The 25,505-nt window shown below is 66.3% G+C and carries 19 protein-coding genes; 11 read left to right on the forward strand and 8 right to left on the reverse strand.

Annotated elements, in window-relative coordinates; genetic code table 11:
- Positions 1 to 19: 19 nt before the first annotated feature.
- Positions 20 to 1,552: a TIGR02677 family protein gene (locus ACWPXK_RS22180; RefSeq protein WP_454198099.1), complete on the reverse strand. Its 1,533-nt coding sequence runs from the start codon at positions 1,550 to 1,552 to the stop codon at positions 20 to 22.
- A 56-nt stretch (positions 1,553 to 1,608) separates the two neighbouring features.
- Positions 1,609 to 2,823, reverse strand: a complete 1,215-nt coding sequence (locus tag ACWPXK_RS22185; protein WP_454198100.1) for a TIGR02679 family protein — start codon at positions 2,821 to 2,823, stop codon at positions 1,609 to 1,611.
- 148 nt (positions 2,824 to 2,971) lie between these two features.
- On the opposite strand from ACWPXK_RS22185, the gene ACWPXK_RS22190 reads away from it, so the two are divergent.
- From ACWPXK_RS22190 to ACWPXK_RS22205, 4 genes are all read left to right on the forward strand, one after another.
- Positions 2,972 to 4,162 (forward strand): Fic family protein, encoded by a 1,191-nt coding sequence (locus ACWPXK_RS22190; RefSeq protein ID WP_454198101.1) that lies wholly within the window; start codon positions 2,972 to 2,974, stop codon positions 4,160 to 4,162.
- 217 nt (positions 4,163 to 4,379) lie between these two features.
- Positions 4,380 to 4,994, forward strand: a complete 615-nt coding sequence (locus ACWPXK_RS22195) for a hypothetical protein (protein ID WP_454198102.1) — start codon at positions 4,380 to 4,382, stop codon at positions 4,992 to 4,994.
- Positions 4,995 to 5,064: 70 nt separating this feature from the next.
- On the forward strand, positions 5,065 to 6,144 hold the full coding sequence (locus ACWPXK_RS22200) for a saccharopine dehydrogenase (protein ID WP_454198103.1): 1,080 nt from the start codon (positions 5,065 to 5,067) through the stop codon (positions 6,142 to 6,144).
- Complete coding sequence (locus ACWPXK_RS22205; protein WP_454198104.1) at positions 6,141 to 6,761, forward strand: TetR/AcrR family transcriptional regulator; 621 nt, start codon at positions 6,141 to 6,143, stop codon at positions 6,759 to 6,761. The genes ACWPXK_RS22200 and ACWPXK_RS22205 overlap by 4 nt, the downstream gene beginning before the upstream one ends.
- Here the strand turns inward: ACWPXK_RS22205 and ACWPXK_RS22210 are convergent.
- Complete coding sequence (locus ACWPXK_RS22210) at positions 6,758 to 7,132, reverse strand: cupin domain-containing protein (RefSeq protein ID WP_454198105.1); 375 nt, start codon at positions 7,130 to 7,132, stop codon at positions 6,758 to 6,760. The two genes, ACWPXK_RS22205 and ACWPXK_RS22210, sit on opposite strands and share 4 nt — an antisense overlap.
- Positions 7,133 to 7,198: 66 nt before the next feature.
- Between ACWPXK_RS22210 and ACWPXK_RS22215 the strand changes: the two genes are divergently transcribed.
- Positions 7,199 to 7,639 (forward strand): MarR family winged helix-turn-helix transcriptional regulator, encoded by a 441-nt coding sequence (locus ACWPXK_RS22215; RefSeq protein WP_454198106.1) that lies wholly within the window; start codon positions 7,199 to 7,201, stop codon positions 7,637 to 7,639.
- Between the two features lie 8 nt (positions 7,640 to 7,647).
- On the opposite strand, the gene ggh is transcribed toward ACWPXK_RS22215, so the two are convergent.
- Genes ggh through ACWPXK_RS22240 form a run of 5 tightly spaced genes read right to left on the reverse strand, consistent with a single transcriptional unit; the run spans position 7,648 to position 13,135 of the window.
- A complete protein-coding gene (ggh, locus tag ACWPXK_RS22220; protein ID WP_454198107.1) occupies positions 7,648 to 9,009 on the reverse strand; it encodes a glucosylglycerate hydrolase in 1,362 nt (453 codons plus the stop codon).
- Positions 9,006 to 10,094, reverse strand: coding sequence for an ABC transporter ATP-binding protein (locus tag ACWPXK_RS22225; protein WP_454198108.1), 1,089 nt, complete (start codon positions 10,092 to 10,094; stop codon positions 9,006 to 9,008). The genes ggh and ACWPXK_RS22225 overlap by 4 nt, the downstream gene beginning before the upstream one ends.
- A gap of 13 nt (positions 10,095 to 10,107) precedes the next feature.
- Complete coding sequence (locus tag ACWPXK_RS22230) at positions 10,108 to 10,983, reverse strand: carbohydrate ABC transporter permease (RefSeq protein ID WP_454198109.1); 876 nt, start codon at positions 10,981 to 10,983, stop codon at positions 10,108 to 10,110.
- Entirely contained in the window at positions 10,980 to 11,822 is an 843-nt protein-coding gene (locus ACWPXK_RS22235) for a carbohydrate ABC transporter permease (protein WP_454198110.1), read from the reverse strand. Before ACWPXK_RS22235 ends, ACWPXK_RS22230 begins: the two co-directional genes overlap by 4 nt.
- A 5-nt stretch (positions 11,823 to 11,827) precedes the next feature.
- Positions 11,828 to 13,135: an ABC transporter substrate-binding protein gene (locus ACWPXK_RS22240; RefSeq protein WP_454198111.1), complete on the reverse strand. Its 1,308-nt coding sequence runs from the start codon at positions 13,133 to 13,135 to the stop codon at positions 11,828 to 11,830.
- Positions 13,136 to 13,216: 81 nt separating this feature from the next.
- Between ACWPXK_RS22240 and ACWPXK_RS22245 the strand changes: the two genes are divergently transcribed.
- The 6 genes from ACWPXK_RS22245 (at position 13,217) to ACWPXK_RS22270 (ending at position 25,497) form a co-directional block, all read left to right on the forward strand.
- Positions 13,217 to 14,389: an ROK family protein gene (locus ACWPXK_RS22245; RefSeq protein WP_454198112.1), complete on the forward strand. Its 1,173-nt coding sequence runs from the start codon at positions 13,217 to 13,219 to the stop codon at positions 14,387 to 14,389.
- Between the two features lie 471 nt (positions 14,390 to 14,860).
- Positions 14,861 to 15,370: a YbaB/EbfC family nucleoid-associated protein gene (locus ACWPXK_RS22250; RefSeq protein ID WP_454198113.1), complete on the forward strand. Its 510-nt coding sequence runs from the start codon at positions 14,861 to 14,863 to the stop codon at positions 15,368 to 15,370.
- 136 nt (positions 15,371 to 15,506) lie between these two features.
- Positions 15,507 to 15,671, forward strand: a complete 165-nt coding sequence (locus ACWPXK_RS22255) for a hypothetical protein (RefSeq protein ID WP_454198114.1) — start codon at positions 15,507 to 15,509, stop codon at positions 15,669 to 15,671.
- A 122-nt stretch (positions 15,672 to 15,793) separates the two neighbouring features.
- Positions 15,794 to 16,480: a hypothetical protein gene (locus ACWPXK_RS22260; RefSeq protein WP_454198115.1), complete on the forward strand. Its 687-nt coding sequence runs from the start codon at positions 15,794 to 15,796 to the stop codon at positions 16,478 to 16,480.
- Between the two features lie 57 nt (positions 16,481 to 16,537).
- Positions 16,538 to 16,852 carry a WXG100 family type VII secretion target gene (locus tag ACWPXK_RS22265; RefSeq protein ID WP_454198361.1) on the forward strand — a complete coding sequence of 105 codons (315 nt, stop codon included), beginning with the start codon at positions 16,538 to 16,540 and terminating at the stop codon, positions 16,850 to 16,852.
- Positions 16,852 to 25,497 carry a toxin glutamine deamidase domain-containing protein gene (locus tag ACWPXK_RS22270; RefSeq protein ID WP_454198351.1) on the forward strand — a complete coding sequence of 2,882 codons (8,646 nt, stop codon included), beginning with the start codon at positions 16,852 to 16,854 and terminating at the stop codon, positions 25,495 to 25,497. The genes ACWPXK_RS22265 and ACWPXK_RS22270 overlap by 1 nt, the downstream gene beginning before the upstream one ends.
- Positions 25,498 to 25,505 lie beyond the last annotated feature (8 nt).

Consider the following 25,505-nt stretch of genomic DNA (forward strand, 5'->3'; position numbering starts at 1 on the left):
TGAGTCGCTCGCACCGTGATCACGCGGATGCTCCTCGTCGCCGCGCACCGCGACCGAGCGCGGTGACCTCCACGATGTAGTCGGGTCCGCGGAACACGCCGCGCGGCGTCTTCAGTTCGGCGATTCCGCCGTCCGGCGGGGTGCGCAGAACGATCTCGACACGGCCATCCGTGGTGCTGCCCCGCCGGATTCCGTTCGTTTCCGGCGCGCTGCCCAGCGCTCGCCCGAGCAACTCGAGCAGCCGTTCGAACACGCCGTGATCCAGTTCGCCGAAACCCGAAAGGCGCACGGTTCCACCGGTATCCAGCATGTCCCACGCCGCTTGTAGTTCGGCCCGTTCGGCCGCGGCCCTGGCAGCCCTGGCGGCTTTGATCGCCGCGACATCAGGAATCGCGCCGGTCCTGCCGAAGCGCTCGGTACGACCCGACGAACGCAGCAACGGCGAGACTTCGACCGCAGGCGCCTCGTGCCACGACGCGGTGTAGCTCACCAGCTCCGGGTCGGGGTGCGCCAGATGCGGATGCCGCGCCGAGCTGAGCCCGAAGGCCGTGGACCACAGCCGGTGCAGGTCGTCCTGCTCCGGCAGCACCGAAAACCACCGTGCCAGTGCACGGAAGTCGGCCGCGGCGCTGCTGGACCTCCTGCGCGACTCGGTGATCCGGTCGAGCACCTGCAGCAGCGTGATGATGGCCCTGCGGCCGACTTGTCGTAGCTGGTCGATGCGCGGGGTCGTCCCGTCGGCGGGCAAGAACCAGGCTCGCAGACCGTCCCAGCGCGCCCGCCGGTGCTCCAACCACGTGGAGCCCGGATCGGCGCCGCTCAGTTGCGGCAGCTCGGCTCCGAGCAGTGCGCGCTGATGCATGCGGGTGACGCCGTAGTTCTCGATCAACTGGATGCGGGAGGTGATGGCGTGCGTGCGGTATTCGATGTTGGTCAGAAACTCCTGGAGATACGCTACGGTGGCGGCCTTGACCTCGTGGAATACGGTGAGGTCGACGCCGTCGGCACGCAGCAGTCGCTGTAGTTCGCCGTTGAACTGTTTGGTGTTGCCGCGCAGCGCCTCCAAGTGGGACTCGAGCTCGCTCAACACCGTGAACACTCGGCGGTCCGGGCCGGAGTCGAGTTCGTGCGCCAGGTCGGCCAGCCGGTCGGAGATCGCGTCGAGTACGGCGGTCTGCAGGGCGCCGGTCGAGGCGAGGACCGTCATCGCGTGCACGACACCGGCGAATGCGGCTTCCCCCTGCCTGGTGAGCGAGTACTGGAGGTTGCGGCGTTCGTATTCGCTTGCCGTGCGGTAGTTTTCGGAATGGTTCTGGATCACGTCGACCAGATTCCAGGTGTGCAGCTGGTCCAGCGCCGCGGTGAGGTCGTCGTCCTCGACGGCTTCCAACCATCCGACCGACCGTAGCCGCGCCCGGACCTCGTCGATGCCGAGCGCAGTCTCCAGACGTTCGTTCGCCTCACCGAACGCGTGCAGCACCGACACATAGAGACCGGCGCGATCGCCGCTGGTGAAGCGGAACATCTCGGGCGGAACACGAATCGGGTCCATAGCAATTCCCCCTGGCTGGCGACTCGACTGCCCACCATAGCCCCAGGGGCCGACATTCACGGCTCGATGTCGGCGAGCAGGACGTCGACAACCCGCTCCTCGGGGACCGCCAGGCCGGTCCGGCGCAGGTGCTCGGACAGGTCGCCATCCCACGGCACCGGCGTCACCCGGCCGGCGGCGGGTCCGCTCGCCCCCACCGCCGAGAGGTAATCCGCGCTGGTCATCCGCCACGGCACCGCCCCGAACCTGGCGACGATGTTGGCGGCGATCCGCAAACCCTCACCGTCGAAGTCACCGTGGTAGCGAAGTTCGGCTCCCGCCCGCGACAGCCGATCCAGCAAATGCACGCAGGCGCTGCTCGGCCACCCGGCCGTGCACACCATCGGCGGGCAACGATCGCCGAAGCGCGCCAACGCCATCGCGAGAATGCTGGGGTTCTCGACCACCCACACTCGACCGGCTGCTTCGGCCAGTTGTGGCTCACATCGGATCTGTTGCAGTGTGACAACCGCGGCCAGCCCACGGCTCGCACAGGTGCGCAAGATCTCGCCGACCACTCCGTCGGCAGCGCTGGTCGGCAAACCAGCGACGAGCACAGTGGACGACAGTTCGTCATCGGCCACCCCGGCACGCTCCCACAGGGCGCGCAACTGAATGGCATCGGTTGGCGGCTCGCCGTCGTACAGCACGGCCAGTGCGCGGACGACCGTGGCCTGCAACCGCGTTCCGTCGTCGAGTGCGTGCGGGTCGCCGAGCACTCGCTCGGCGAATACCGGCAAAGGGACACCCGCTCCCGGCAGTTCGCGCAGGACGCGCAACGCCCGCCCCAGCTCGAATCTCGTGTATTCGACCGACTTCGTCATCAGTCCCGCGCGCCGCGTCGAGGCCACCCACTCCTCCAGAACAGGTTGTGCGCGCACGACGTCGTGGCCGGACAACCACGCCCACAATTGCTGTCGAGCAGCCATTTCGGCAGCTCGCTCGGCTGATCTGTCGCCAACCGGTCCGACGAGGTGCTCGACGACCGTGTAGGCATCCGCCCCGCTGACCTCGAGCAGCACCGCATCGACCTCGGCCAAGCTGACTATCCGGTACTCACCGGGCAGTCGAGACGACCCGAAGAAATCCGCCAGGGCGGTCTGCTGACCGATGTCAAGCGGCCCGACCTTGACTCGACTCACCGGCCGGCCTGTCGACAGACGCCGATGCAATGCCTGCCACAGCGGCGCCAAGTCCGCGGAGAGACGCGCTATCGCCTGTTCGTCACGCATCGATCGTTCCGGCCATGAGGTGAAATACCGAGATAGCCATCGGACCATTCACACCAAAGTACAGGTGGCACACACTTAGCATAGATTAGTATAGACAAAGTATATTATGCGCGCATTTAGTCGCAGTTCTTCCTTCGAAGGAGGGGTCATGAGCTGGCCATCTCACGACGCGGACACCCTCCCGTGGAGCCCTCGCCACCGCCAAGGCTCACGCGCCGACCGTACCCTCACCGAGATCGAAGTCTCGATCCCACCACGCATCGCCGACCTCCCGTACACACCCGCCGGGCCGGTCGCGCGAGCGCTTGAGGACGCGGTGATCGCGGTAGCGCGGCTCGAGGCGGGCTACGGTCAGCACCTGGCGCCATTGGCCGACTTCCTGCTGCGCAGTGAGTCCGTGGCATCGTCGAAGATCGAACACATCGACGCAGGCTGGCGCGCATTCGGCAAAGCGGTCGCCGGGGGGAAGGCAAGCGAGGAGGCCAAATCGCAACTGGCGGCCGTGCGAACTTTGGCGGCACTCGTGGCCGCAGCCGCCGACGGTCCGATCACGCTCGATTCCATCCTGGAGGCGCACCGTCTGCTGATGGCCCCCGACTTCTACACCGCTCGGGACTCCGGCTCGCTGCGCACGGTTCAGAACTGGATCGGCGGCAGTGACTACACCCCGATCGACGCGCTGTTCGTTCCGCCTCCGCCGGAGCTGGTTGCTGAGCTGATGGACGACCTGATCGCCTTCATCGGCCGCAACGACCTGCCGATCCTCGCACAGGCCGCCATCGCGCATGCCCAGTTCGAATCAATCCATCCGTTCACCGACGGCAATGGCCGCATCGGCCGCGCCCTCATCAGCGCGGCGCTGCGGCGACGCGGACTCACCCAGCGAGTCACGGTTCCGTTGGCATCAGCGATGCTCGCCGACACCGGCCGCTACTTCAGCCAGCTGAACAGATACCGCGAAGGATGTGTCGACGAATTCGTCGAATACGTCGCTGTCGCAACGATCCACTCCTGCGAGGCCGCGCAGGAATCCGCCCGTGCCCTCGCCGACCTCCCTGCACAGTGGAGTGCCCGCGCCAAGCCGCGAGCGAACTCCGCAGACGAATCGGTACTGGCCGCACTGCTCGACACGCCGATCTTCAACGCGGACACGGCACAGAAGATCACCGGCACCACCGAGGCCAGCGTGTACCGCGCCCTCGGTAGGTTGACCGAAGTCGGCATCCTCGAGGTGCTCTCGGAGAACAAACGCAATCGAATCTGGGCGGCAACCGACGTCCTCGCCGAACTCGACGCTCTCAGCGCCGCCATCGGAAAACGGACCACCCACAACAGGTAGTTGGCATGCACCCCATGATGTTCGGATCAAGCGACTGAGCCGACGAGCGCCCGTCGGCGCTGGTCGCGTCCGTACTCCCGCCAGTGACAACAAGGACGTGGGCGGGGACACATACGCTCGTTCTATGCCCCGGTGGAGCACGCATGGCAGCGAGAGTGGGTCCACCAGCTCAGCTTGGGACGATCCCGGAACACTCTCAGCGGCAACCATTTCCAGGATGAACGCGAGCTCGGACACCGGGAGCGGCATCGGTTCGCCGTCGGATGCGCACAGCGAAGCGCCAGCCACGTCCGCATACGAATCGCGTTACAAGGCAAGAACAACGGCGATGAGTTCGCCGAAAAAGCTAGGCGCAGAGCATTTCACGGATCACCTGTATCGATCCGGGACAGCCGCGCTCGTCGGGCTCTGTATCGGCGTAGTGCTTTTGGTGGTCTCCGGTTGCCTGTTCGTCGACCGTTCCATCGAGCAGCAGGCGACGCCGACAACGTCACTCCGCGCCACCACCACTCCCCCGAGCACCACGGCACCACCGACTACCGCGCCCGCGGCAACGTCCGCATCCGTGCCCCCTGCCGCCAGGCTGGGCATCGGGGTCGCCGTCGGGAAGGTCACCGCCAACGACGGTACGACACTAGTGATCAAGAATCTGACCGGTAGCAGCGTCAAGGTCCGTAGCAACAGCGCCACCAAGATGTACGTCGTGACTGCGGCCCGTCCGGCCGACATACGCGTCGGCACCGTCGTCGCCGTTTACGGGCAGACACAATCCGATCGATCGATCATGGCCAATGTCATCACCGGCATCTGGATCGGTGCCTCGGCTAGGTGATTTGTCCCAGACTACGGGACGAGAGAACACCGCGAATGACTTTTTAGGTCAACCGACCTATATTAAGCATGTGAACGATGACCTCCAGTTCGATGCGCAGGGCCCGGTTCTATTGGTCGGCGGGTACGGCACGGTTGGCGCCGAGTTGGCGCGGATGGCGGCTGCGTCGCTGCCGCTGGTGCTCACCGGCCGGTCCGTGGAACGCGGTCGGGATCTGGCTGCGGAAACCGGTGCGGCGCTGCGCAGGTGGGATCTGGCCGATCCGGCTCCTTTCCGGGCCGGTGTGCGAGCGGTGGCTGGGCTGGTCAACGATCCCGATGACCGGATCCTGCGGGCGGCGATCGCGGGCGGGGTGCCGTTCGTGGACATCACCCGCTGGACCAGCCGTTTGCAACGAGCTGCGACCGTTGCCTCGATGCTCGGTCCGACCGCGCCGGTCCTGCTGTCCTCGGCCTGGATGGGTGGCGTCACCAGCCTCGTCACCGCCCATCTCGCCGACGAACTCGGCGGCGCGGACACCGTCGAGGTGGCGATCCGCTGGGACCTGCGGGACCGGGCCGGGGCCGACTCGGTGGAGTTCATGGACCGGCTGGGACTGGATTACGAGGTGATCGAGGACGGGCTGCGGCGCACCGTGATGCCGCTGAGCGACGTTCGACGAGTCCGCATCGGCGACAGCGTTACCCGGGTCGCCCGCATCGACACGCCGGAACAGTTCACACTGCCCTTGACACTCGGCACCACCACGGCAGCAACCCGTATCGGGTTCAGTTCTGCCGCGTCCACCTCCGCGTTGCTCGCGGCCAAGCGAATCGGATTCTTCCGCTGGGGGCGCGGCGACTGTTTCGCCGCTGCGCGGCGGACACTGCTGTACGCACCGGGCGAGGGCGGCGTCGCTCGAGTACGCGTCGATGTCACCCACGGCGGAATCACCCGTAGCGCCGTTGTGACCGACCCGGCCGGGCAAGCCCACCTCACAGCGGTCGGCGCACTGCTCGGAATTCACCGGGTTCTGGGGCTGGACGGAGCACCCGCCTCTCCCGGCATGAGCTTCCCCGAGCAGACACCCGCGCCCACCGAGGTTCCGGCCATGCTGGCGAAGCACGGTGTGCGGATCGACACCGTAGCCGAGACGAGCAGGGCCGCATGACCCAGCCGCCCCGCGTCGCCCGGACCACCAAGGGAACCCAACGCCGAAGCGAGCTGCTCGACATCGCCGAACGGATCCTCATCGATGCCGGACACGGCGAACTGACCATGCGCGCCGTCGCCTCCGCCGCAGAGGTACGGCTGGGCCATCTGCAGTACTACTTTCCGAACCGCGGCGATTTGGTCACCGCCGTACTGAATCGCGCCCTCGAACAGTCCCTGCAACGCCTGAGCCCGCTGCTGACGTCCAACCAACCCGTCGCCGATCTGATCCGAGCGCTACTGGCAGAGCAGGAGGACCCACGGCTCGTGCGTATCTACACCGAAGTGTGGGCGCTCGCTGCCCGCGACGAATCGATAGCCGAAGCGGTGCGCGGTTTCTACCGGACCTACCAAGAACAAGTCACGCACGTCATCCGGACACGGAATCCCGAAGTACCCGAAGACATCTGCCACACGAACGCACGCCTCTTCACAATGCTCATCGAAGGCGCGGCACTATTCCGCTCCGGCATCGCCGACCACGCCGACCCGACTACGGACACCGCCCTGATCGCAACGGCCGCAGCCCTGCTGGCACCACCGACCGCTGCGGCGCAGAGCATTCCTCCTGACTAGTTGGCCCACGGTGGCGTGAGGGTACTGCCGTCGGCCAGCTCGGCACTGAGGCCGACACGCGTAGTCACCCACATGTGCGCCGGCTCGTCGGTTGTATTGGCGACCGATAGCGCGGAGCCCGCTGGAGCCACCGCCGCGTCACCGGCTCCGAGTTCGGCGGCTTCGCCGTCGATGGTGAACCGAAGTCGACCGGACAGAACATAGAACGCTTCTTCGTGACTGATCACGTGCGCCGGAGGCACCGTTCCCGCCGGGACTTCGGTGCGCCACGCTGCGAGGTCCCGGCTGCCAGTGGCCGGACTGACGTAGGAAGTGAAGCGGGCGCCGTGGATCTCGTGCACGACGGCCTCGTTACTGCGGATGAAAGACATTAGAACTCCATATAGACAACCTGGTTGTCTATATAGACAAGCAGATTGACCAGCTACAGTCAAGCCATGGACGACGCCCTGGCCTTCTCCGCGCTCGTGCTCGCACTCTCGGGACAGTTGGTGCAGGAGATCCACGATCGGGTCGCCCGGCAGGGATTCGAGGGCCTGCGTCCGGCCCACGGGTTCGCCTTCGCCCGCATCTCCTTCGGCGGCGCCACCACGGCCGACCTGGCCGAGCACCTGGGGGTGACGAAGCAGGCCGCCGCCCAACTCGTCGAGGAATTGGTCCGCAAGGGATATGTGCTGCGTCGACCGCACCCACACGATGCCAGGGCAAGGCTGCTGGAGCTGACCGAGAACGGCTGGGCCGCCACCCGCGCCGCCGATCAGGCAGCCCAGGCCGCCGTCGCACCATGGCGAGAGGCACTGGGCGAGGCGCGCTTCGGGCAGCTCGTCGCCGATTTGGTCGAGATCGCGCCACACGGACCGATCCGCCCCGCCTGGTGAGCCGAAGCTCACCACACCCCGCACAGCCAGTCGAGCACCACCGCGGCGGTCCACGACTGGTTCGTGCTGCCCAGCGGCTTGCCGGTGAACGGCTCGTAGTATTCGCCGAACGAACCGTCCGACACCAAATGCACGCCCTGGGCACGGAACTCGCTCGCGTGCCGCGGCCAATCGCGCTGCTCGAACGCCCAGCCGAACAGCCAGGTGATCACCGGCCACTGCGGACCACGCCAATAGCAACGCGCGTCGAACGCCGGCGACGAGGGCGACACCGACGGCGGCACCGCGGCGAGCAGGTGTGGATTGCCCGACCAGTCCGGGCCGTCCAGGGTGGACATGAGCCGTTTCTCGACGTCGGCGGGCAGGCCGCCGCACAGCAGCGGCGCGAACCCGGCGATGGATTCGGTGGTCAGCCACCGGCCGTGCCGGATATCGCGGTCGCGCGCCATACCGGTCTCGGGATGCACACTGCCTGCGACCGCTTCCCGCGCTCGGGCCGCCCACGCACGCAGGTCGCCGATGTGCCCGGAATCAGCGCCGAGGTCCGCGCCGAGCCCGGCGAGGGTATCGCTGGCCACGGCGAACACCGCGGTGGTGAATACATCGCCCACCAGGAAGCTCGACGTGCGCACGACCTCGTCGGGGTGGTAGTTCACGCGCTTCATCTGCTCGATGAGCCAGAGGTATCGGTCGTATTCCTCCGCGCTCGGCCGCTCACTCGCGTCGTTCACCTGCCGCAGGTCCAGCCGCGTGTACGGCGGAAGGTCCGGGCCGGGGACGACAGCAGCGTAGGGCTCGTCCCAGCGTGGGGAGTTGTCCATGCCGGACTCCCACCCGTGCACGATCGACACCAGGCCGCTCGCGTCGGGCATACGGTGTCGCACGATCCAGCGATGCCAGCGATACAGCGCGGGCCAGGCGCGCCGCGCGAACCGCTCGGCCAGCTCGGCGTCGGCCTGCGAGGTCTTACGCGCGATCTCGACGATGCGGCGCAACGCGATCGCGTGCACCGGCGGCTGACAGATCCCGGACGTGCGAACGCCGGACGGCGCCTGCGGCGCGGAGTCGGTGCCCCAGCGGTCCGGCCCCGGAAAGTAGTCGCTGTCGTCGGTGAACACGATGTGCGGGATCATCCCGTCGGCCCATTGGGCGGCCAGCAGCGTGCTCAGTTCCGTGACAGCACGGTTCACGTCCAAGTAGGCCAGTCCGATCGAGATGAACGCCGCGTCCCAGCTCCACATGTGCGGATAGAGCTTGGGCGCCGCGGTGACCAGGTTGCCCGTGTCGTTGTCCCGCAGAACCAGCGTGGCACGGGCGACCAGCCGGGCGGGCTGGAAATGGATATCGCGGTCGCCCGCGGCGGTGATCACTCGACCTCCAACAGCAATCCGGTCTCCGGGTCGTACCAGCGGCATGCCTCGGGCGGCACGCGTAGCGTCAACGTGCCGCCCGCGTCGGCCCGGAAGCCTGGCGGCGCTTGGACTTTCACCGTCTGCCCACCGATGTCGGTGGTCAGCAGAGTCGACGAGCCGAGCGGTTCGAGCACTTGGAGCTCGCCGCGCACCGTCACGTCAGCGGGACCGTTGTCCACCGCGATGGCTTCCGGTCGGATACCGAGCCGGAGCTTTCCGCCCTCGAACGACGACAGCGCCGAAGGCACGGCCAGGGACTGCCCACCCAGGTCGATGCGCAGCCCGTCGTCTCCCGCCGCGACCGCGCCGGTGAGGAAGTTCATCGGCGGGCTACCGAGGAAACCGCCGACGAATTCCGTCGCGGGGTCGTCGTAGACCTCGGTGGGCGGGCCGCACTGGACGATCGCCCCGTCGCGCATCACGGCGACGCGGTTGCCCAGCGACAGCGCCTCGACCTGGTCATGGGTGACGTAGATCGTGGTGGTGCCCAGTTCCGCGACGAGCTTCTTCAGCTCCGCACGGAACGAAAGACGCAGCAGCGCATCCAGATTGGACAGCGGCTCATCCATGAGCAGCACGTCGGCGTCCATCACGATCGCCCGCGCCACCGCGACACGCTGACGCTGTCCACCGGACAACCGCGCCGGGTACCTGTCCAGATACGGCGTCAGCTGCAACAGATCGGCAGCCCAGGCGATCTTGCGGCGGACCTCGTCAGCGGGCACGCCGTGTACCCGCAGGCCGAAGCCGATATTGTCGGCGACCTTCTTGTTGGGGAACACGGCGTAGGACTGGAACACCATCGACAGGTTGCGCCGCCGCGGCTCGAGATAGGTGACGTCCTTGCCGCCGATGACGATCTGCCCCGAGTCGGGCAGCTCCAGTCCGGCGATCATGCGCAGCAAGGTCGTCTTGCCGCAGCCGGACGGCCCGAGTAGCACCATGAACTCGCCGTCGGCGATCTCCAGCGAGACCTCGTCGGTGGCGCGCGCCGTGCCGCCGGGATAGGTCTTCACCAGATCCCGGACCACCACTTCAGCCATCAGCGAACCCCTGTCATCTGAGCGTCGTCCCCCACATGTTCACCAGGTAGCGCCGCATCACGAAGATGAACACCAGCGCCGGGATGATCAACGCGAAACCGCCCGCGAAGCGGTACGCGGTCGACGCCTCGTCCAGCGCCGTGAGCACTTGCGCGGGCAACGTGCGGTGCCCGAGTGTCACGATCGTCGCGCCGAGAATCTCGTTCCACGACAAGACGAACGTGAAGATCGACGACGCGGCCAGGCCGGGCAGCGCGAGCGGCACCACGATCGTGCGCGCGGCCTGCCAGCGGGTGCAGCCGAAGACCCGCGCGGCCTCCTCCAGATCGGCCGGCACCGCGACGAAGATGCTCGCCGTGATGAGCACCGTGGTCGGCAGCGCGAGCGTGGTGTGCACCAGCGTCACGGCGAACACCGTGTCGTAGACGTCGATCCGCAGGAACATCGTGGCGAGCGGCACCGAGAGCACCACGATCGGCAACGCCCGCACGAAGAGAATGAAGACCTGGTAGGTGTCTTTGCCCCGAAACGCATGACGCGCCAAGGCATATCCCGCTGGCGCGCCGACCACGAGCGACCAGAACACCGTGTACAGGCCGACGAGCACCGAGTTGCCCAGTGCCTGGACGGTTCCGGTGGCCTGGAAGAAGGCGACCAGTGTCTCGGTGGAGAAATCGGCGGGGATCAACGGCTTCGGGAACTCGTTGAGCGCCTCGCGGGAGGACACCGCGGCGAGTCCGATGAGAACGATCGGCAGCGCCATGAACAGGGTCACGGCGAGGCAGGCCACCTGCACCCACACTCTGCGCCAGCGGCGCCTGCGCAGCGGTGCACGATCGATGGGTGGCAGGATGCGCTGCTCGGTCTGGTCCATCGCGTTGCGGCTCACCGCGCCTCCTCCGGCTGCCGGACCGTCCGCAGGTAGAACACCGCGGTGGCGAGCGAGATCGCCAGGACGATCAGCGAGACGGCGCTGGCGACCGCGGGGTTCTGCAGGTTCGCGTACCACTCATAGGTCTCACCGACGAGCAGCGGGAAGTCACGTCCGGTCAATGCCTGCGCGACGGCGAACGCCTGCAGCGCGAGGATCGTCCGCAGGATCAGCGCCACCTGCAGGCTCGGTCCGAGCAGCGGCAGCGTCACGTGCCGCAGCCGCTGCCAGAAGTTCGCGCCGAACACCTGCGCGGCCTCGTCGTAGTCGCGCGGAATCATCTGCACGCCCGCCACCACGATCACGAACACCAGTGACGTCGCCCGCCAGATCTCGGCGATCACCACCGCGAGCAGCATCGTGCCGGTGTTCTGATAGCTGAGCCACTGCACACCGTCCTCCGAAAGACCGAGCCCGACAAGCAGTGAGTTCAAATAGCCGCGGTTGTCGAAAATGGACAGCCACACCAGGCCCGCGGCCAGTTCGGAGATCGCCAGCGGCAGGCACCACAGATAGAAGTGGCCGCCCGCGAATCGCGGCCGCGCCTGCATGAGCAGCGCCATGCCGACGGCGAGCACGAGCTGGATCGGCACGACGATCACGATCAGCACGAGCGTGTTGCGCAGGGCGCTGAAGATATAGGGATCGTTGAACAATCGCTCCCAGTTGGCGAGCGTGAAGCCGTCGTCACCACGGAAGGCCTCCAGCACGCCCTGCCCGAGCGGCCAGCCGAACAGCGCCAGCATGAGCACGATCGAGGGCAACAGCAGGATCCACGGAGAGCGCAGTCGCGACATCATGGCTATCCCACCCGGCAGAGGTCGGCGGCGGGGTCGGGAGCCCAGCACGGTACTTTCAGGTCGTCGAGGATGCCCTGGAGCACCCGTGCCTGCTGATCCAGGGTGGCTCGAATATCCGCTCCGTCGAGCACGATCGAGCGGAAGCTGTCCTTGAACACCTTGCTCACCTCACCTTCGCGCTGGCCGAGACCCACCGGTGGCAGCGAGAGAATGGCGCCCGGCGCTTCCTGCTGTCGGCGCACCGCGTCGGCCTCCAGTTGGACGGCTGGTGGCAGGTCGTCCGGGATCGCCGTGTCGACGGACGGGAAGAAGCCGTTGGAACGCAGCAGCCGGAGTTGGGTTTCCGGGCGGGTGAGTGTGCTGATCGTCCGCTGCGCGAGTTCGGGGTCCGAACTGCCCTTGGGGACCGCGAGTCCGGCGATCACGGCCATGTAGCCGAGGCCGCGCTCGCCGCGCGGGGCGGGCAGCATCCGCCAGTTCTGGGGATCGCGCTCGGGCGCGTCGACGAGGCGGACCACGTGGTCCCACGCCACGCGCACCTCGCCGCTGTCGAGCGGCTCCTGCATGAAGTCGTAATTCGTGCTCGACGGCGCGCAGTTGGCCCACAGCTCACGGAAGTACTGCCACGCCGTCACGGCCTCGTTCGAGCGAAAGGTGGTGATCTGTCCGCCCGTGAACGAGGGCAGCAGGAACCCTTGTGTGAACCGGTGCAGCAGACCCTTCGGACCCGCGGGCAGGCCGAGCATCGGGCGGTTGCCGTTGGCGCGGCGCGCGGCGATGGCCCAGTCGAGGAACTGGTCATAGGTCAGCGATGTGGCGTCGACACCGGACGGCAGGTGCTCGAGCGCATCGGCGTGTGCGGCGAGGACGTAACTCGCTGTGGCCCAAGGGATGTACCACGTGTTGTCGGTGCCCACCTTGGCGAGTCTCAGGTAATCGGCGGACCAGCCTCGGTCGCCGAGGTCGGCGAGCAGACCGGTGAGGTCTTGCAGGTAGCCATCGGCGAGCGGCGCGATATCGCCGTGCAGGCCGCCGAGCAGGCCGATCTGTGTCGAGCCCGCGTCGACCTGGCTGCGCACCTGGCTGGAGAACGGGCTCTCCTCGATGGTCACGTAACCGACGCCGGGTGCGGTATCGGCGAGCAGGCCGCGAAACCGCTCGGCCTCATCAGCGGGACGGAATTGCGTGGACAGGAAGATCATCCCGCCGTTGCCGCTGGTCGGGAAGCCGGTGCAGGCCGCGGCGGACAGTGCCGCCGTGGCGCCCGCCGCGCGCAAGAAGGATCTGCGCGTCACACCGGATACCGACATGCATGGCTCCTGTTCCGGCACACCGCGTTTCGGACTTTTGTCAGTTTGGTTAACGTAAGTCCGTTGAGGGATATTGTCAATATGCCCGCGACAACCTCCACGCCGTCGAGCCCCACCTCACCGGGACACGTGCTCGCCCTGCTGCGCGCCGCGGGCCCGCTGACGCGGCTGGAACTGCAAGAACGTGCGGGCCTGTCGCGGGTGACGATGGTCGAGCGGCTGGAGGCGCTGCGCGCTCTCGGCCTCGTTCGCCAAGCGGGCCACCGTGAATCGAGCGGCGGACGGCGTGCCGAAGTGCTCGAGGTCGACGACACCGGCCGCACCGCGTTGGTCGCCGACCTCGGACAGAGCCATGCGACGCTGGCGGTGGTCGACCTGCGCGGGACGGTGTTCGCGCGCGAGGACCATCGGCTGCCGCTGCGGCACAGTCCACGGGAGATCGTGCCGATGCTGCTCGACGCGGGCCGGAAACTATTGCGACAGACCGGGCGAGCGGACACCCTCTGCGCGATGGCGCTGTCGGTGCCCGGGCAGATCGATCATGAGCGCGGAGTCACCGTGGCGCCACCGACCATGCCGGACTGGAACGGCGCGTCGCTGCGCGAACCGTTCGCCGACGCGCTCGGCGTCCCCGTTCTGCTGGAGAACGACGCGAATGCATTGGCGTTCGGCGACTTCTGCGCGCTGGGCCGTCCCGGCGCGACTCTCGTGGGTGTCAAGGTTGGCACCGGAATCGGTGCGGGCGTGGTGATCTCGGGACGCGTCCACCGGGGCGAGAGCGGCTCCGCCGGGGAGATCGGGCACATGCGGATCGAGGGCAGCCCGCAGCGCTGCAGCTGCGGCCGCCGCGGGTGCGTCGCGGCCAGCGCCAGCGGGCAGGCGCTGGCCCGCGAGCTGCGACCGCTCGGCGTGCGCACGGTGGACGATGTCGTCCGGCTCGTCGGCGACGGCAGACCCGATGCGATCCGGTCGGCCGAAAAGGCCGGGCGCCTCGTCGGGACCGTGGTCGCGACGATGGTGTCGATAGTGAACCCGACCTATGTCCGCGTGGGCGGCGCGATCGGGGTGCTGCCTCCGTTTCTCGAGGGAATGCGACGCACCGTCGAGTCGAACGCGCACGCGAGCGCACTGCGCAACCTCGACATCGGCCCTTCCCAGCTGGGCGAGAACGGCGCGTTCGTGGGTTTGGCAGGCCTGGTGGCGGACGAGATGCTGTCCCCGGAGACGGTGGATGCGATGGTCGCCGCGCGATAGGACCGGTTCGCACACGCAGCTCGGGGACCAGCCGTGATTTGCCGATCCCGCCGACACCGCTGAGCAGCATGACCCGGAGTTGTTCGGCCGCTTCGGCCAGCAGCTCGTCGAAGCGAGCCAGCACCGTCTCACGATTCCCGAATGGACGGCTGGCCGATCCCGGCTGAAACCGCGCGGTCAACACGATGGTGTGTTCTCCCCCGTGACGAGCACGGGACGATCCTGCCGGAACGACGCTGAGTGCGAACGGAGGGCAATCGCAGCCTATTTCGCAGTTCCGCGCCCGTCCGGCACATCGCAACTGCGTCGCGGCCAGATCCAGCCAACGGCCGTCACACGAACGTGCGGGTGATCCTTGCAGTTGCGGCGCCCGCATGGCCGGTGATGGAATCTGACATTCGATGGAACCGATCGTCGGGCCGCTGCGTCAGATTCAGCAACGGGCCGGATTCTCGAAAGTGGGGGTTTGCAGTGCAGGACAGTGGGCGCGATGCGGCGCAGCCATCCACCGATGCGCTGCGTGACCAGGTCGACTCGCTGCTGGAGGTCTTCGAGCAACAGCGCAGAAACCTGGCCGAGGCGCAGTCCGCGCTCGCGAGCACCGCGGTCACAGCGTGGTCGTCGAACAACCTGATCCGCGTGGTCAGCAACGCCGCCGGTGTTCCGGTGGAAGTCCACGTCGAGCCGGAGGCGTTCAAGCGTTCCACGCCGGAGAAGCTGGGTCACTCCATCACCGAGGCCGTCCAGGCCGCCGCCCGGATGGCGCTGGAGGCCACCCAACAGGCCGTCGCGCCTCTCGAAGCGTCAGCAGGTGGGATTCCCGATCTCTCGGATCTGGTGCCCGGCGCGCCAAGCATCCGTGATCTGGTCCGCACGATGTTTCCGGAGCCTCCCGCCGCACAGGACCAACCCGCACCGCTGGATGAGGAATCCGAGGACGAGTACTACCGCAACCGCTCCTATCTGCGGGACCGCCCGTGACCAACTTCCGTGTCGACCCGGAAGCGCTGCGGGCCACTCGTTCCGGGGACACCGACGTTGCCGTTGTTCGACACTCTCCGCCAGGAATTGGTCCGGAGCGACGAGCGCCACGACGGCCTGGAAGAGGGACCGGCCCGTGTGCCGAACACGATCGACGCTGCGCGAGGCCCCCGATCAGGCGGGGACCGCTGCTTCCAAGCGCACGCACGGCCGGGACAATTACGTCCTGCCATCCGATTGGACCGATGAAGACGAGGCCAGGGAAGAGGGCTACGGTCCACCGAAGTCATGGCTGATCTAGCTGTGCTGCAAGGTACTTGGTTTCGAGAGGTGGGGTTCTGAGTTGATCGAGTCAAGGTGCCCATGGGCGTCCAGCGCTGTTCGGAAACGCAGCGTCCACCACACCGTTGTCGGGGGGCGGCGATGAAGGAGCTCCATCTTTCCGACTACGTGAATGAAGATTTTCGGAGCCGGATCTTGCCCGAACCGACGGCCTCCGACTTCGCCTGGGCGCAGGCGAACCCCGGCAAGTGGAAATACTTCACGGACCCAAGGGCCGACAAGTCCGCACTTCGGAAGCAGAACGTGCTCGGTGGGCGGTTGGCCGACGGCAACGGCGGATTCGCCGAAACCTGGGTGAACCCCGAATTCATACCCGTCCCGCAGTCGGTCGATGTGGAGTTGACAAACGAGTTCGAGCTGGTGCTGTGGCGAGCAATGTGGGGGTTCAACAACGTCGCCTGGTTGATCGAGGCGTTCAGTCGCGGCGAGTTCATCGTGGTGCTGTCCCCGGATGATCCGCAGGGCCGGCACGGGTGGCCGTTCAGGCCCTACGGTTCGATGCGGAAGTTGAATATCTACACTTCGCCGATCAGGTTGCCGAAGGACGTGAATCCCTGGCTGCGGCAAGTCGTCTCGGGCCGCGAGTTGCTCGAGCAAGTGTGCCCGCAGGAGTCGGTTTGGCTGTCATTCAACCCCGGTCCAGAACGCAGGCCGGGCGACGACCTGCTTCAGCCCACCATCCCCGGTGCACATCTGACTGGTTGGTGGCATGAGTGGTCGGAGGCTGATGAACGTGCCCGTCTGGCAACAGAATCCGACGCGACGTAGACGCATGGGTCGATTCTCCGAGTACTACCACAACCACTCCTACCTGCAGGACCGCCTGTGACGAACTTCCGTGTCGACCCAGATGCGCTGCGCGCCACCCGGCCAGGCTTCACCAACGTCGCCGACAAGATCGCCGCCGCCGCGGCCAACCTGCGGCGGGTCATCGAGGCCGAGGGCGAATGCTGGGGTTCGGACAAGATCGGCCAGAACTTCGCCAAGGACTACACCCCTGATGTCCCCAAAGCGTTGACCAGTATCGACAACCTCGGCAAAACGTTGAACAACCTGGGCGAAAGCATGGTCGCCATCGCGAACACGCTGCAAAACCGCGACCAAACCAACGCCACCCAGATCAACCAGATCCAGACCTGATGGGCATCGAAATCCCGGGGTGGCTGCAGTGGGCCGCCAAATGGCTGGTCGGCGCGGGAGATTGGCCCGAGGGCGACGAGACGGCGATGCGACGGGTGGCCGACGCATGGTCCGGCATGTCCGCCGCGCTGAACGAGCTCGACGACGACGCCGCGCACACGATGCAGCAAGCACTGGCGGCGATCGACGGACAGACCCATGACGCGATCGCCGCCCACTGGGACAAACTGGCGGGTAAGGAAGGCGCCTGGCAGGCACTGGTCAAATACATCGACAACTTGGCCGACCAAATCGGCGACGGCGCAGCCGATATAGAGCACACCAAACTGGTCATCATCGGCGCGATGGTTATCTTCGCGATCGAGGTGGCGCCGTTGCTGGCGACCGCGTGGACCGGGTTCAGCGCGGGAGGCGCGGTCGTTCTGCGGGTGGCCACCCAGGTCACCATCCGCATGGCGATCAAACAACTGATCGCCCGCATGCTCACCCGCGCCGCAGCCAAAGCCGCGGCCCGCGTGGCCCTGCTCGCCGCGATCAACGAGGCACTGGAGGAGGGCGGCCTGGAAATCGGCGTCAAAATCTTCCAGCTCGCCGACGGGCGCCGCGACGAAGTAACGCTTCGAGACTGGAAAGACGCCGGAATCGCCGCCCTCGCAGGCGCGGCCGGTGGCGCGGTCGGTGGCGGGCTCGGCCGCAGCGGCCTGCTGTCCGGCGTCGACGACGTTGCCACCAGCCGCCTGGGCCGAGCCGGCATCGCCGCTACCACCGAAACAGCCACCGGCATCGCGGGTGAAACCGCCGCGGCGGCAACAGTCGCCGCCCTCACCGACCAACCCTTCCAACTCACCCTCGAAAGCATCACATCCTCCGCTGCACAAGGCGTACCACACGGACTCCATTCCGCCGCCGGCACTCGCCCCACCGACACCGATCCCGACACAACGCCGCCCGACATAGACGACCCCGGCCCGACCTCGCCCGCGCCCAGCGACAGCCAGCCCGAACGCACCCAACCCGCCCAAAGCGACACCGGGGAACAAACACAGCCGAGCAGCACCCAGCCGGAACCCGAAGCAACCCAACCCACGAGCGCGCACACCAACGCCAACGGAACCGACAGCGACTCCCCCACGTCGAATCCCGCGGAGAACACCGCGCCTGCCCCGGCAAGCTCGACACAGGCCCAAAACGCGACAGTTCCCACGAGCGAGGGCGGCGACGAAAACTCCAGTCTCACCCTGCCCTCGCCCGACAGCGCCGATCCGGTCTCGGATAATTCGCAACCACAGACTCGGACTGCTACCCCTGTCGGCGCCGAGGCAACCCCGGCTCCCTCACATGCCAGCAGCCCATCCGATAGCACCAGCAGCATGGCGAATTCGGATCCGGGCCCGCCCACGCTCAGCAGCAACCAGGCGACGTCTCTCAACGACACGGCACACAACGTCTCGCCCAGCCCGGCGCCTTCATCACACATTCCGAGCGAAATTGGCGGGCAACCGACCGCCCCATCGAATCCTGCACCCGCTGCGTACGATGCCGTCGCTGATCAATCCGGCTCGCAGCCGGGCATCCACAACCAGTCGAGCGTCGACAATCCGCCGCCCATCGTCGACCAGGCCGCCCCGGCGCCAAGCCAGCGCGTAGAGGCGGCGACGACACCGGACACCGCAACACCGAGCACGACCAGCCCCCTTGCCGCAGCACCGCCCTCAACCCATACGCCCCGACCGGATGCCCAGGCGAATTCGCCAACGGACACTGTCACCTCGAGCGCTGTGACAACGGCATCTCCAGCGGCCGTGCCACCCAGCACACTCGCAGGAACCTTCGCGCACACTACCGAAGCGGGCCAGCGCTCGAGCGTCCCCACTCCCGACCCCGCTACATCGGTCGGTCCATCGCAGTCCGCACCCGTCGCCACACCTCGGCCCGACCAGACCACGCGCCCGGCAGCTCCGCCACAATCGGCCTCGCCGGTCGTCTCGCCGCCGACCGCAACCAGCGGGCCCGGCAGCACCAGCGTCCCACCAGCAGACCTCGTACACCGCGCGAATCCACCCGATCGTGCATCATCGGTCGGTACCGCGCACCCGGCACCCATCTCCGACCGTGCCACGGCCACCGGTACTCCGCGACGGGGCGATACGTCGGACGCGGCACAGCCGAGTCGACCCACCGACCCGAGTACTCGCCGGCAGCCGGACGCGGACGATCCGGGCCCCGTGAATCCCGAGTCGATGTCGCATTCGGGTGGTGCCGTGCGTCCACGCGACGACTTCGCAGCGTTCGACTGGGCGGAGGACGCGTACGACCATTTCCGCCGCGACGATCGTGACATCGACGATATCGCGCGCACACTCGATGAACATCCGCGCGCCGACGGCTCGCACTTCACCCGCGACGACGTGGAGCAGATCAAGAACCACCTGTTTCGCGAAGAACACCCCATCACCGACTATGACGGCAACCTGATTCACCGCAGGTTCGACGCCGATCCGGACATCGCCGAGGCATGGATCCGGCTGCGTGCCGGACATCCACTGCCCGCCGATATCGTTTTGCTCGAACACGAGCTGGCCGAGTCCACCTATTTGCGTGCTCATCCGGAATCGACGTATCAGGACGCACACGCACACGCGAATCTCGACCACCACTGGTCCAACGACATACCGCCACGAACCGGCGAACGCTACGACACACTGTGGGGACGACACGATGGCACTGCTGATCTACTACAACCAGACCAGGAACAACCCGAGCGAAGTGGAGTACCAGTTCGGGGAGACGAGGGACAACCTCGACCGCACACTGATCATCGACAAGACGAGCAACACCGCCCGCACGGACCAACCGGAGGACGGGATCTTCCGAGCGGCCGCAGGACAGATCATGATCCGGGCCAGACGCGAGAAGCAGTGGCCCCAGAACGGCGTGATCGCCTCGTAACCGACCACAGCGGTCCCCGCGAAGCACACACGCATCCGGACACTGCCCGTCCGCGGGAGTCCGACCGTGGACCGGCTCCACACTCCACACGACGAACCGAAAACCCGTCCACCACAACCACACCGCCTCGAGATCCCGGCAGCTTCTTTCGTCGACGTCCCCGCAGCGGTCATGCGGACACGCCACGGCGGGGCGACTCGTGGGATCAGGCGATCCGCGATTACGCCGATTCCACTGCACCACAACCGGAGTCTGCGGCGCGCCGGGGAACGCTTCCGGTCGAGGACCGGCCCTACTACGCCAACCCCGACTTCCGCGACCGTGACGCGGCAGACGAGTACGCACGCAATCATCCCCACTACTTGCACGAGGTCGCCGGAATACGCGCCAGGGCGGTCCACGACCATCCCGAAGTGGCTCGGTTGACCGACGCAGAGATCGCTGCCATCCGGCACAACCAGTTCCTGTCGTTGAACGAGCACGTCAACCGAGCCACTCGTGACGGCGATGCCCGGGCACTCAAGGAATACGATGCGGCAATCCGCGCTCTGGTCGGCGCATATAACAGACTGCCCGACTACCACGGAGTCGTCCACCGGTCGCTATACATCGCCGATCCCGTTCTGCTGCAGAGGTTTCTCGACGAATACCAGGTAGAGAACACACCGCGAGACCGTGGCTTCGCCTCCTCGGACAAAGAGTCATCCATGCCGGGCGGGAATATCGAACTCATCATCGAATCCCGGCACGGCAAGGACATTTCCTGGGCCAGCGGCCAGCAGGACGAAGTAGTCTTCCCACCTGGCCACCGCTTCCGCGTCGATAACCGTACATTCGAAAATGGCAAGCACATCATCTATCTCACCGATCTCGGAAGGAATCCTGATGGCCATCAGTCCAGAGGAAATGGAACGGATAGCACGAGAGGCCCTCGGTCCTACGATGAAACAAGAGAGCTCGGATCCCGAGATTCGGGAACGGGTGGCACGCAACATGGCCGCTTGGCGAGAGAAGGAAGCGAAGGGCCGACGCCCAGCCACCGAGGAGCAGATCAAGATCTGGCAAGCCTGGGGCGAGTCGGAACTGAAGCGGATCGATCGGGAACGAGGCGAGACGACCGACTAGACCGGGAATCAGCGAACCCGCGGCCTCATATCGAGCGGGAGCGCCCAAGCCCCCAGCGCCCGCAGAACGCTTATCCTGCAACAGAACACACGCACCCGGATTCCCCCCGCCAGTGGGAGGCCGACCGCGGTCGGCAGGAGTCGACATATCGTCCGGACACTGTCCCGCCCCAGCATGCTCCGACGAACCGGTTCGCTGATCCAGGCCCCCGGAACACCAACCCCGCGCCGCACGAGACGAGACAACCCGCTCCGCACCCACGCCGGCAATCCGACCCGATCACCGATAACCGCGAGTCGAGACAACATCCTGCCCCTCGCATCGAGCGGAACACGAGTTCGGAGCCACAGCGCCTGGACCCACACAATCCTGTGCCACCGCATGATCCGCGCAACTCGACACGACATTCCGAGCTTCTCGATCATGAGCGGCGGTTCATTGACGAATTCGCCGCCGAGCGTGGCATGTCGTACGACGACGTCGTCCGGGGCCTTCAGAATGGCAGCCTGGCTCTCACCAACTATGGTGTCGTCAAGAGCCACCAGCAGGAGCCGCTGCGCGAGACTCCCGACCAGCTGGACCCGGAGTACCTCACCGAGGTTGTGGAACACGACCTCCTCAATCCGCACGTGCGGCGGCGCTACGCGAGTGTCGAGCCCGATGCATTCGAACCCGGATGCCCCGACAGCCGGCTGCCCGATCACCTGACCCGGACCATGCCCGGCGAGGCGCTCGACCACGCAGCAGCACCGATCGACCCTACGAGGCTGGTGGTCAGCCACCACGGCGACGGCCTGTCGCCGGTATGGCGTGACCGGAGCGATGGCGACGCGTTCCTCGACGCCCGGAACGCGCTGTTTCGCATGGATTCGCGCGGGCCGGAGATTTTCGGCCTCGGCTTCGCGCCCCGCGATCCCAGCAACCTCAACATCGGTGCGCACGTCGGCCACACCGGACCAGGCCAAGCTGACGGGTTCGTGTCGCTGTCCAGGAGTCCGGAGCACACCATCGCCCGGGAAACGGAGATCGCACGCGACGACCTGAACCGGCTCGCCGACGAGGGACAGCTGACACGTCTGCCCGACGGCACCTTCCGGCAGACGATGTATATGCACGAGCTGTACCACCCGCACGGCATCGATGTAGACGCCACCTTCCACGACGCCACAGCCCACAGCCGGTATCAAACCGGCAGCCACAGGGAAGCCGAGATATTGGCCCCTGGCGGAATATCCAGCGACACCGTCTACCGGGTCTGGCCGCGGGAAATCATCGTCGACGCCAGCGGAAACCTGGTATCCGTCACGGTCGGCGATCCAATCTACAACCCGCGCTTCGCCCACCTGGACAATCCCCGCTTCGCCGACACCCACGATCTTCCAACGCTCGACCAGCAACAGCAGTCCAGCCAGCAAGCCCAGCAGCAGGATGCTCAGTCTGGTCTTCCCGCAACGGAACACCCACCGCAGCACACCCGAACTGCTCTCCCGGCACCTCCACCGCACCGGTCGGGTTTCGACCCAGCCGTCCACAGGTACGTCGCCCATTTCAACGACGGTCGCGTGATCCCGCCCGATCCGTTCTACTACGGCGAATACAACCCGCACATCGGCCGCTACCAGCCGACGCCACAGGAGATCGAGGCCGCCCACGCCTACCCGCTGGGTGCGAGCCCGTACGACATTCAGGTGCGTAACTGGCTCGACGCCCAAAGCCAACAGCACGCCAACCATCGGGCTCCTGAGTCCCAGCCTCCGCCGCAGCAGGACACGTGGCGGTCGACGCGGGCACCAGAATCGCTGCCACCGACTACTCCGCGGTCGCCATCGACGCCACCGCATGCGGAGTCGGCTCCGCCGATGTGGGCCCACCAGGATCCGAACTACATCGCCAATTCCCATCGCCGGCCCGATTGGTGGCCGCGCGCTGAACATTCGGTGCCGCCGCACACACCCGAAACACGCCCAACGTTCGCGGATCTGCCCTCAACGCGAGCTCCCGAATCGCTTCCACCCCCGCCGACGCATACCCCATCGCCACCGCCGCGCGTAGCGGAACCACACCCGCTCGCGTCTCAACCCCAGCCGGGTCCTCCCCACTTCAACCCCGCACCGCATGAGACGAGACAACCCGCTCCGCACCCACGCAGGCAGTCCGAGCACACCAACCGCGATCCAAGACAACACGCCGACCCGCGCATCGAACGGAACACGGGTTCGGAACCACGGCGTCAGGACCCACACAATCCTGTGCCACCGCACGATCCGCGCAGCTCAGCACGCCATACCGAGCTGCCCGATCATCGCCGTCCGATAGACCCGGAAATACAGCGAGCACTCGAAGCGCGCAATGCACGCGAGAACTACCGACGCCGAGCACCCGAAGACGGTCGAGTCATCGGTGTCCGGCCAAACCGAGCAACCGGCGTTCCCGCCTATGAGATGCGGCGGTACACGGAAGGACCCGAGCATATTGCCGTACTCAGTGTGCGAATCCACCTCGAAGCCGGCGCGCACATCTCCCCGCAAGAAATGCGGAGTCTGATCGAAAACGCCCACCTGGCAACCGACCGCGCCTTCAACTATGGCCGCCGACTACTCAGCGGCGATTGGCTGATGGTCGACGTCGTCTTCACCAACGACCCGTCCACCGCACACCTTTCCGTCAACGTCGACCACGGAACGGGCGACCCGAGAACCTGGCATCCACACGACACCCCCGATGTGCTCGCCAACCACCTGCGCGAGCATCTAGGCCTGCCTGCAGATAGTCAGAATCAGCCGACCGTAGGCACGGAAGACCTGCGGCAGATCAGCAACGACATCGCTGCCGCAAACGCCCCCGCCAGGTTCACCGGTCTGCCCGAAACTCGGGTCATCGACCACAACCGGCTCGACGACTTGGAGGATCAGGCGTACCAGGCGATGGTCGAGGACTCGCTCCGCGACGGCGATCGCTTCACGCGAGGCGCGGACCCACGCACCCACCCTTATGGCCAGCTCGTCAACGACGGTGGTCCCGGCTTTCAGGGCCGCCGCAACAACTGTCTCGACTGCGCGTTGGCGGCTCTGGCCTCGTTCTTCGGTTCTCCCCAGGTATCGCTACCGAGATGGCCCGATCTACTGCCTGATGGGACAGTCGACGACGGTACAGGCGAACAGCACGGGCTGGAACGCGCTGCTCGATGGCTCGGCAGCGATCTGTCGAGCTTGGTAGGCCATGGCTTGTCCCTACCCGATCAATTCGCCGCAGTCCACGACTTGATAGCCCATCTCGGCCCTGGCTCGGCAGCGCTGATCGTCAACGAATGGCACGCGCGCGACAGTGACGGCAACCTCCGATACGACTCGAACGGAGACCCGATCACAGACGGCACCCACGCCACTGTGATCGTCTACCCGCCAGGCGCCAGTGGCCCGGTGTGGTGGGATCCGCAGTCCGGTGAAACCTCGGACCACCCACCGACACGGATGGTCAACGACTCGACGCAGCTATGGTTCACACCCATTCCGCCCGACCAAGGAGTAAACAATGCCGGAGATTCGAACCGAGGACCAGGTGGTTCGGTACCTGGCCGAGATATTCAACTCCGCACGGGAATTCCGGATTCATCAGTTCGAGAACGGGTGGGTCTGCGTCCCGATCCTGACACCGGAGGAGACCGCCGCAGGACAGGGACTCGGCTTGACGAAATTGGTGATCGATTCCGAGACCGGGGTCGTGATCGAGTACCCCAGTTGGTCGGTACCGATGGTGATGGACGACTACACGGCGGCGAAACGGACCGGGCGGCTGCCGATGGGCGGTCAGGTCTACCCGCCGCAGTGGACGGTGAATATCCAACGGATGCAGGAAGACCCGACCGAAGTGGAGTACTTGGTACAAGCGTCGTCGATGACGTCGGAGCCCAGCATCGAACGCCATCTGATCATCGACAAGCAGACCCTGCGCTCCCGGACGAACACTTCCGCGATCCATCCCACCTGCGCACGAGCGAAAGCGTGGGCATACGCCAACAGGAATCCGGACGGGACCTGGCCGGAACACGGGACGTTCGAGTTCTAGACGACGTCCACGAACGTAGCGGCACAGCAAACCCTGCACCAACCTCTGCGCAGGTCACCTCGCCGAACCCCAACCGGCAGGTGCCACCGATCCCAGCCCGTGGATCAGCGCCCGCCGACCCAGGACGCTCGCGGGATCATTCCAGCGAACCCGATGACCGCCGGAATCCGCCGAACCCCACTCCTGAACGGAGCGCCGAAAACGTACCGCGCTACGACCATCCGGCGTACCTCGAAAACCTGCGCTTCATCAATCCCACCCCTGATTACCGACCTGACATACCCCATGAGCGAAGCACCGACCCCAACGCGGCCGCGATCTTCGCCGAGAACATGCGGCTTGTTCATCCCACCCCCGACAACCGACCCCCCACCCACACCCGAGCGAAGCATCGACCCCAACGCCGCCGCCATCCTCGCCGAAAACCTACGACTCATCTACCCCACCCCCGACAACCGACCCGACCCACCGCACGTCGAGAGAGACACCCCTGCGCAGACGTCTGAAGTACGGG

It is taken from the genome of Nocardia sp. Marseille-Q1738 (assembly GCF_965283145.1).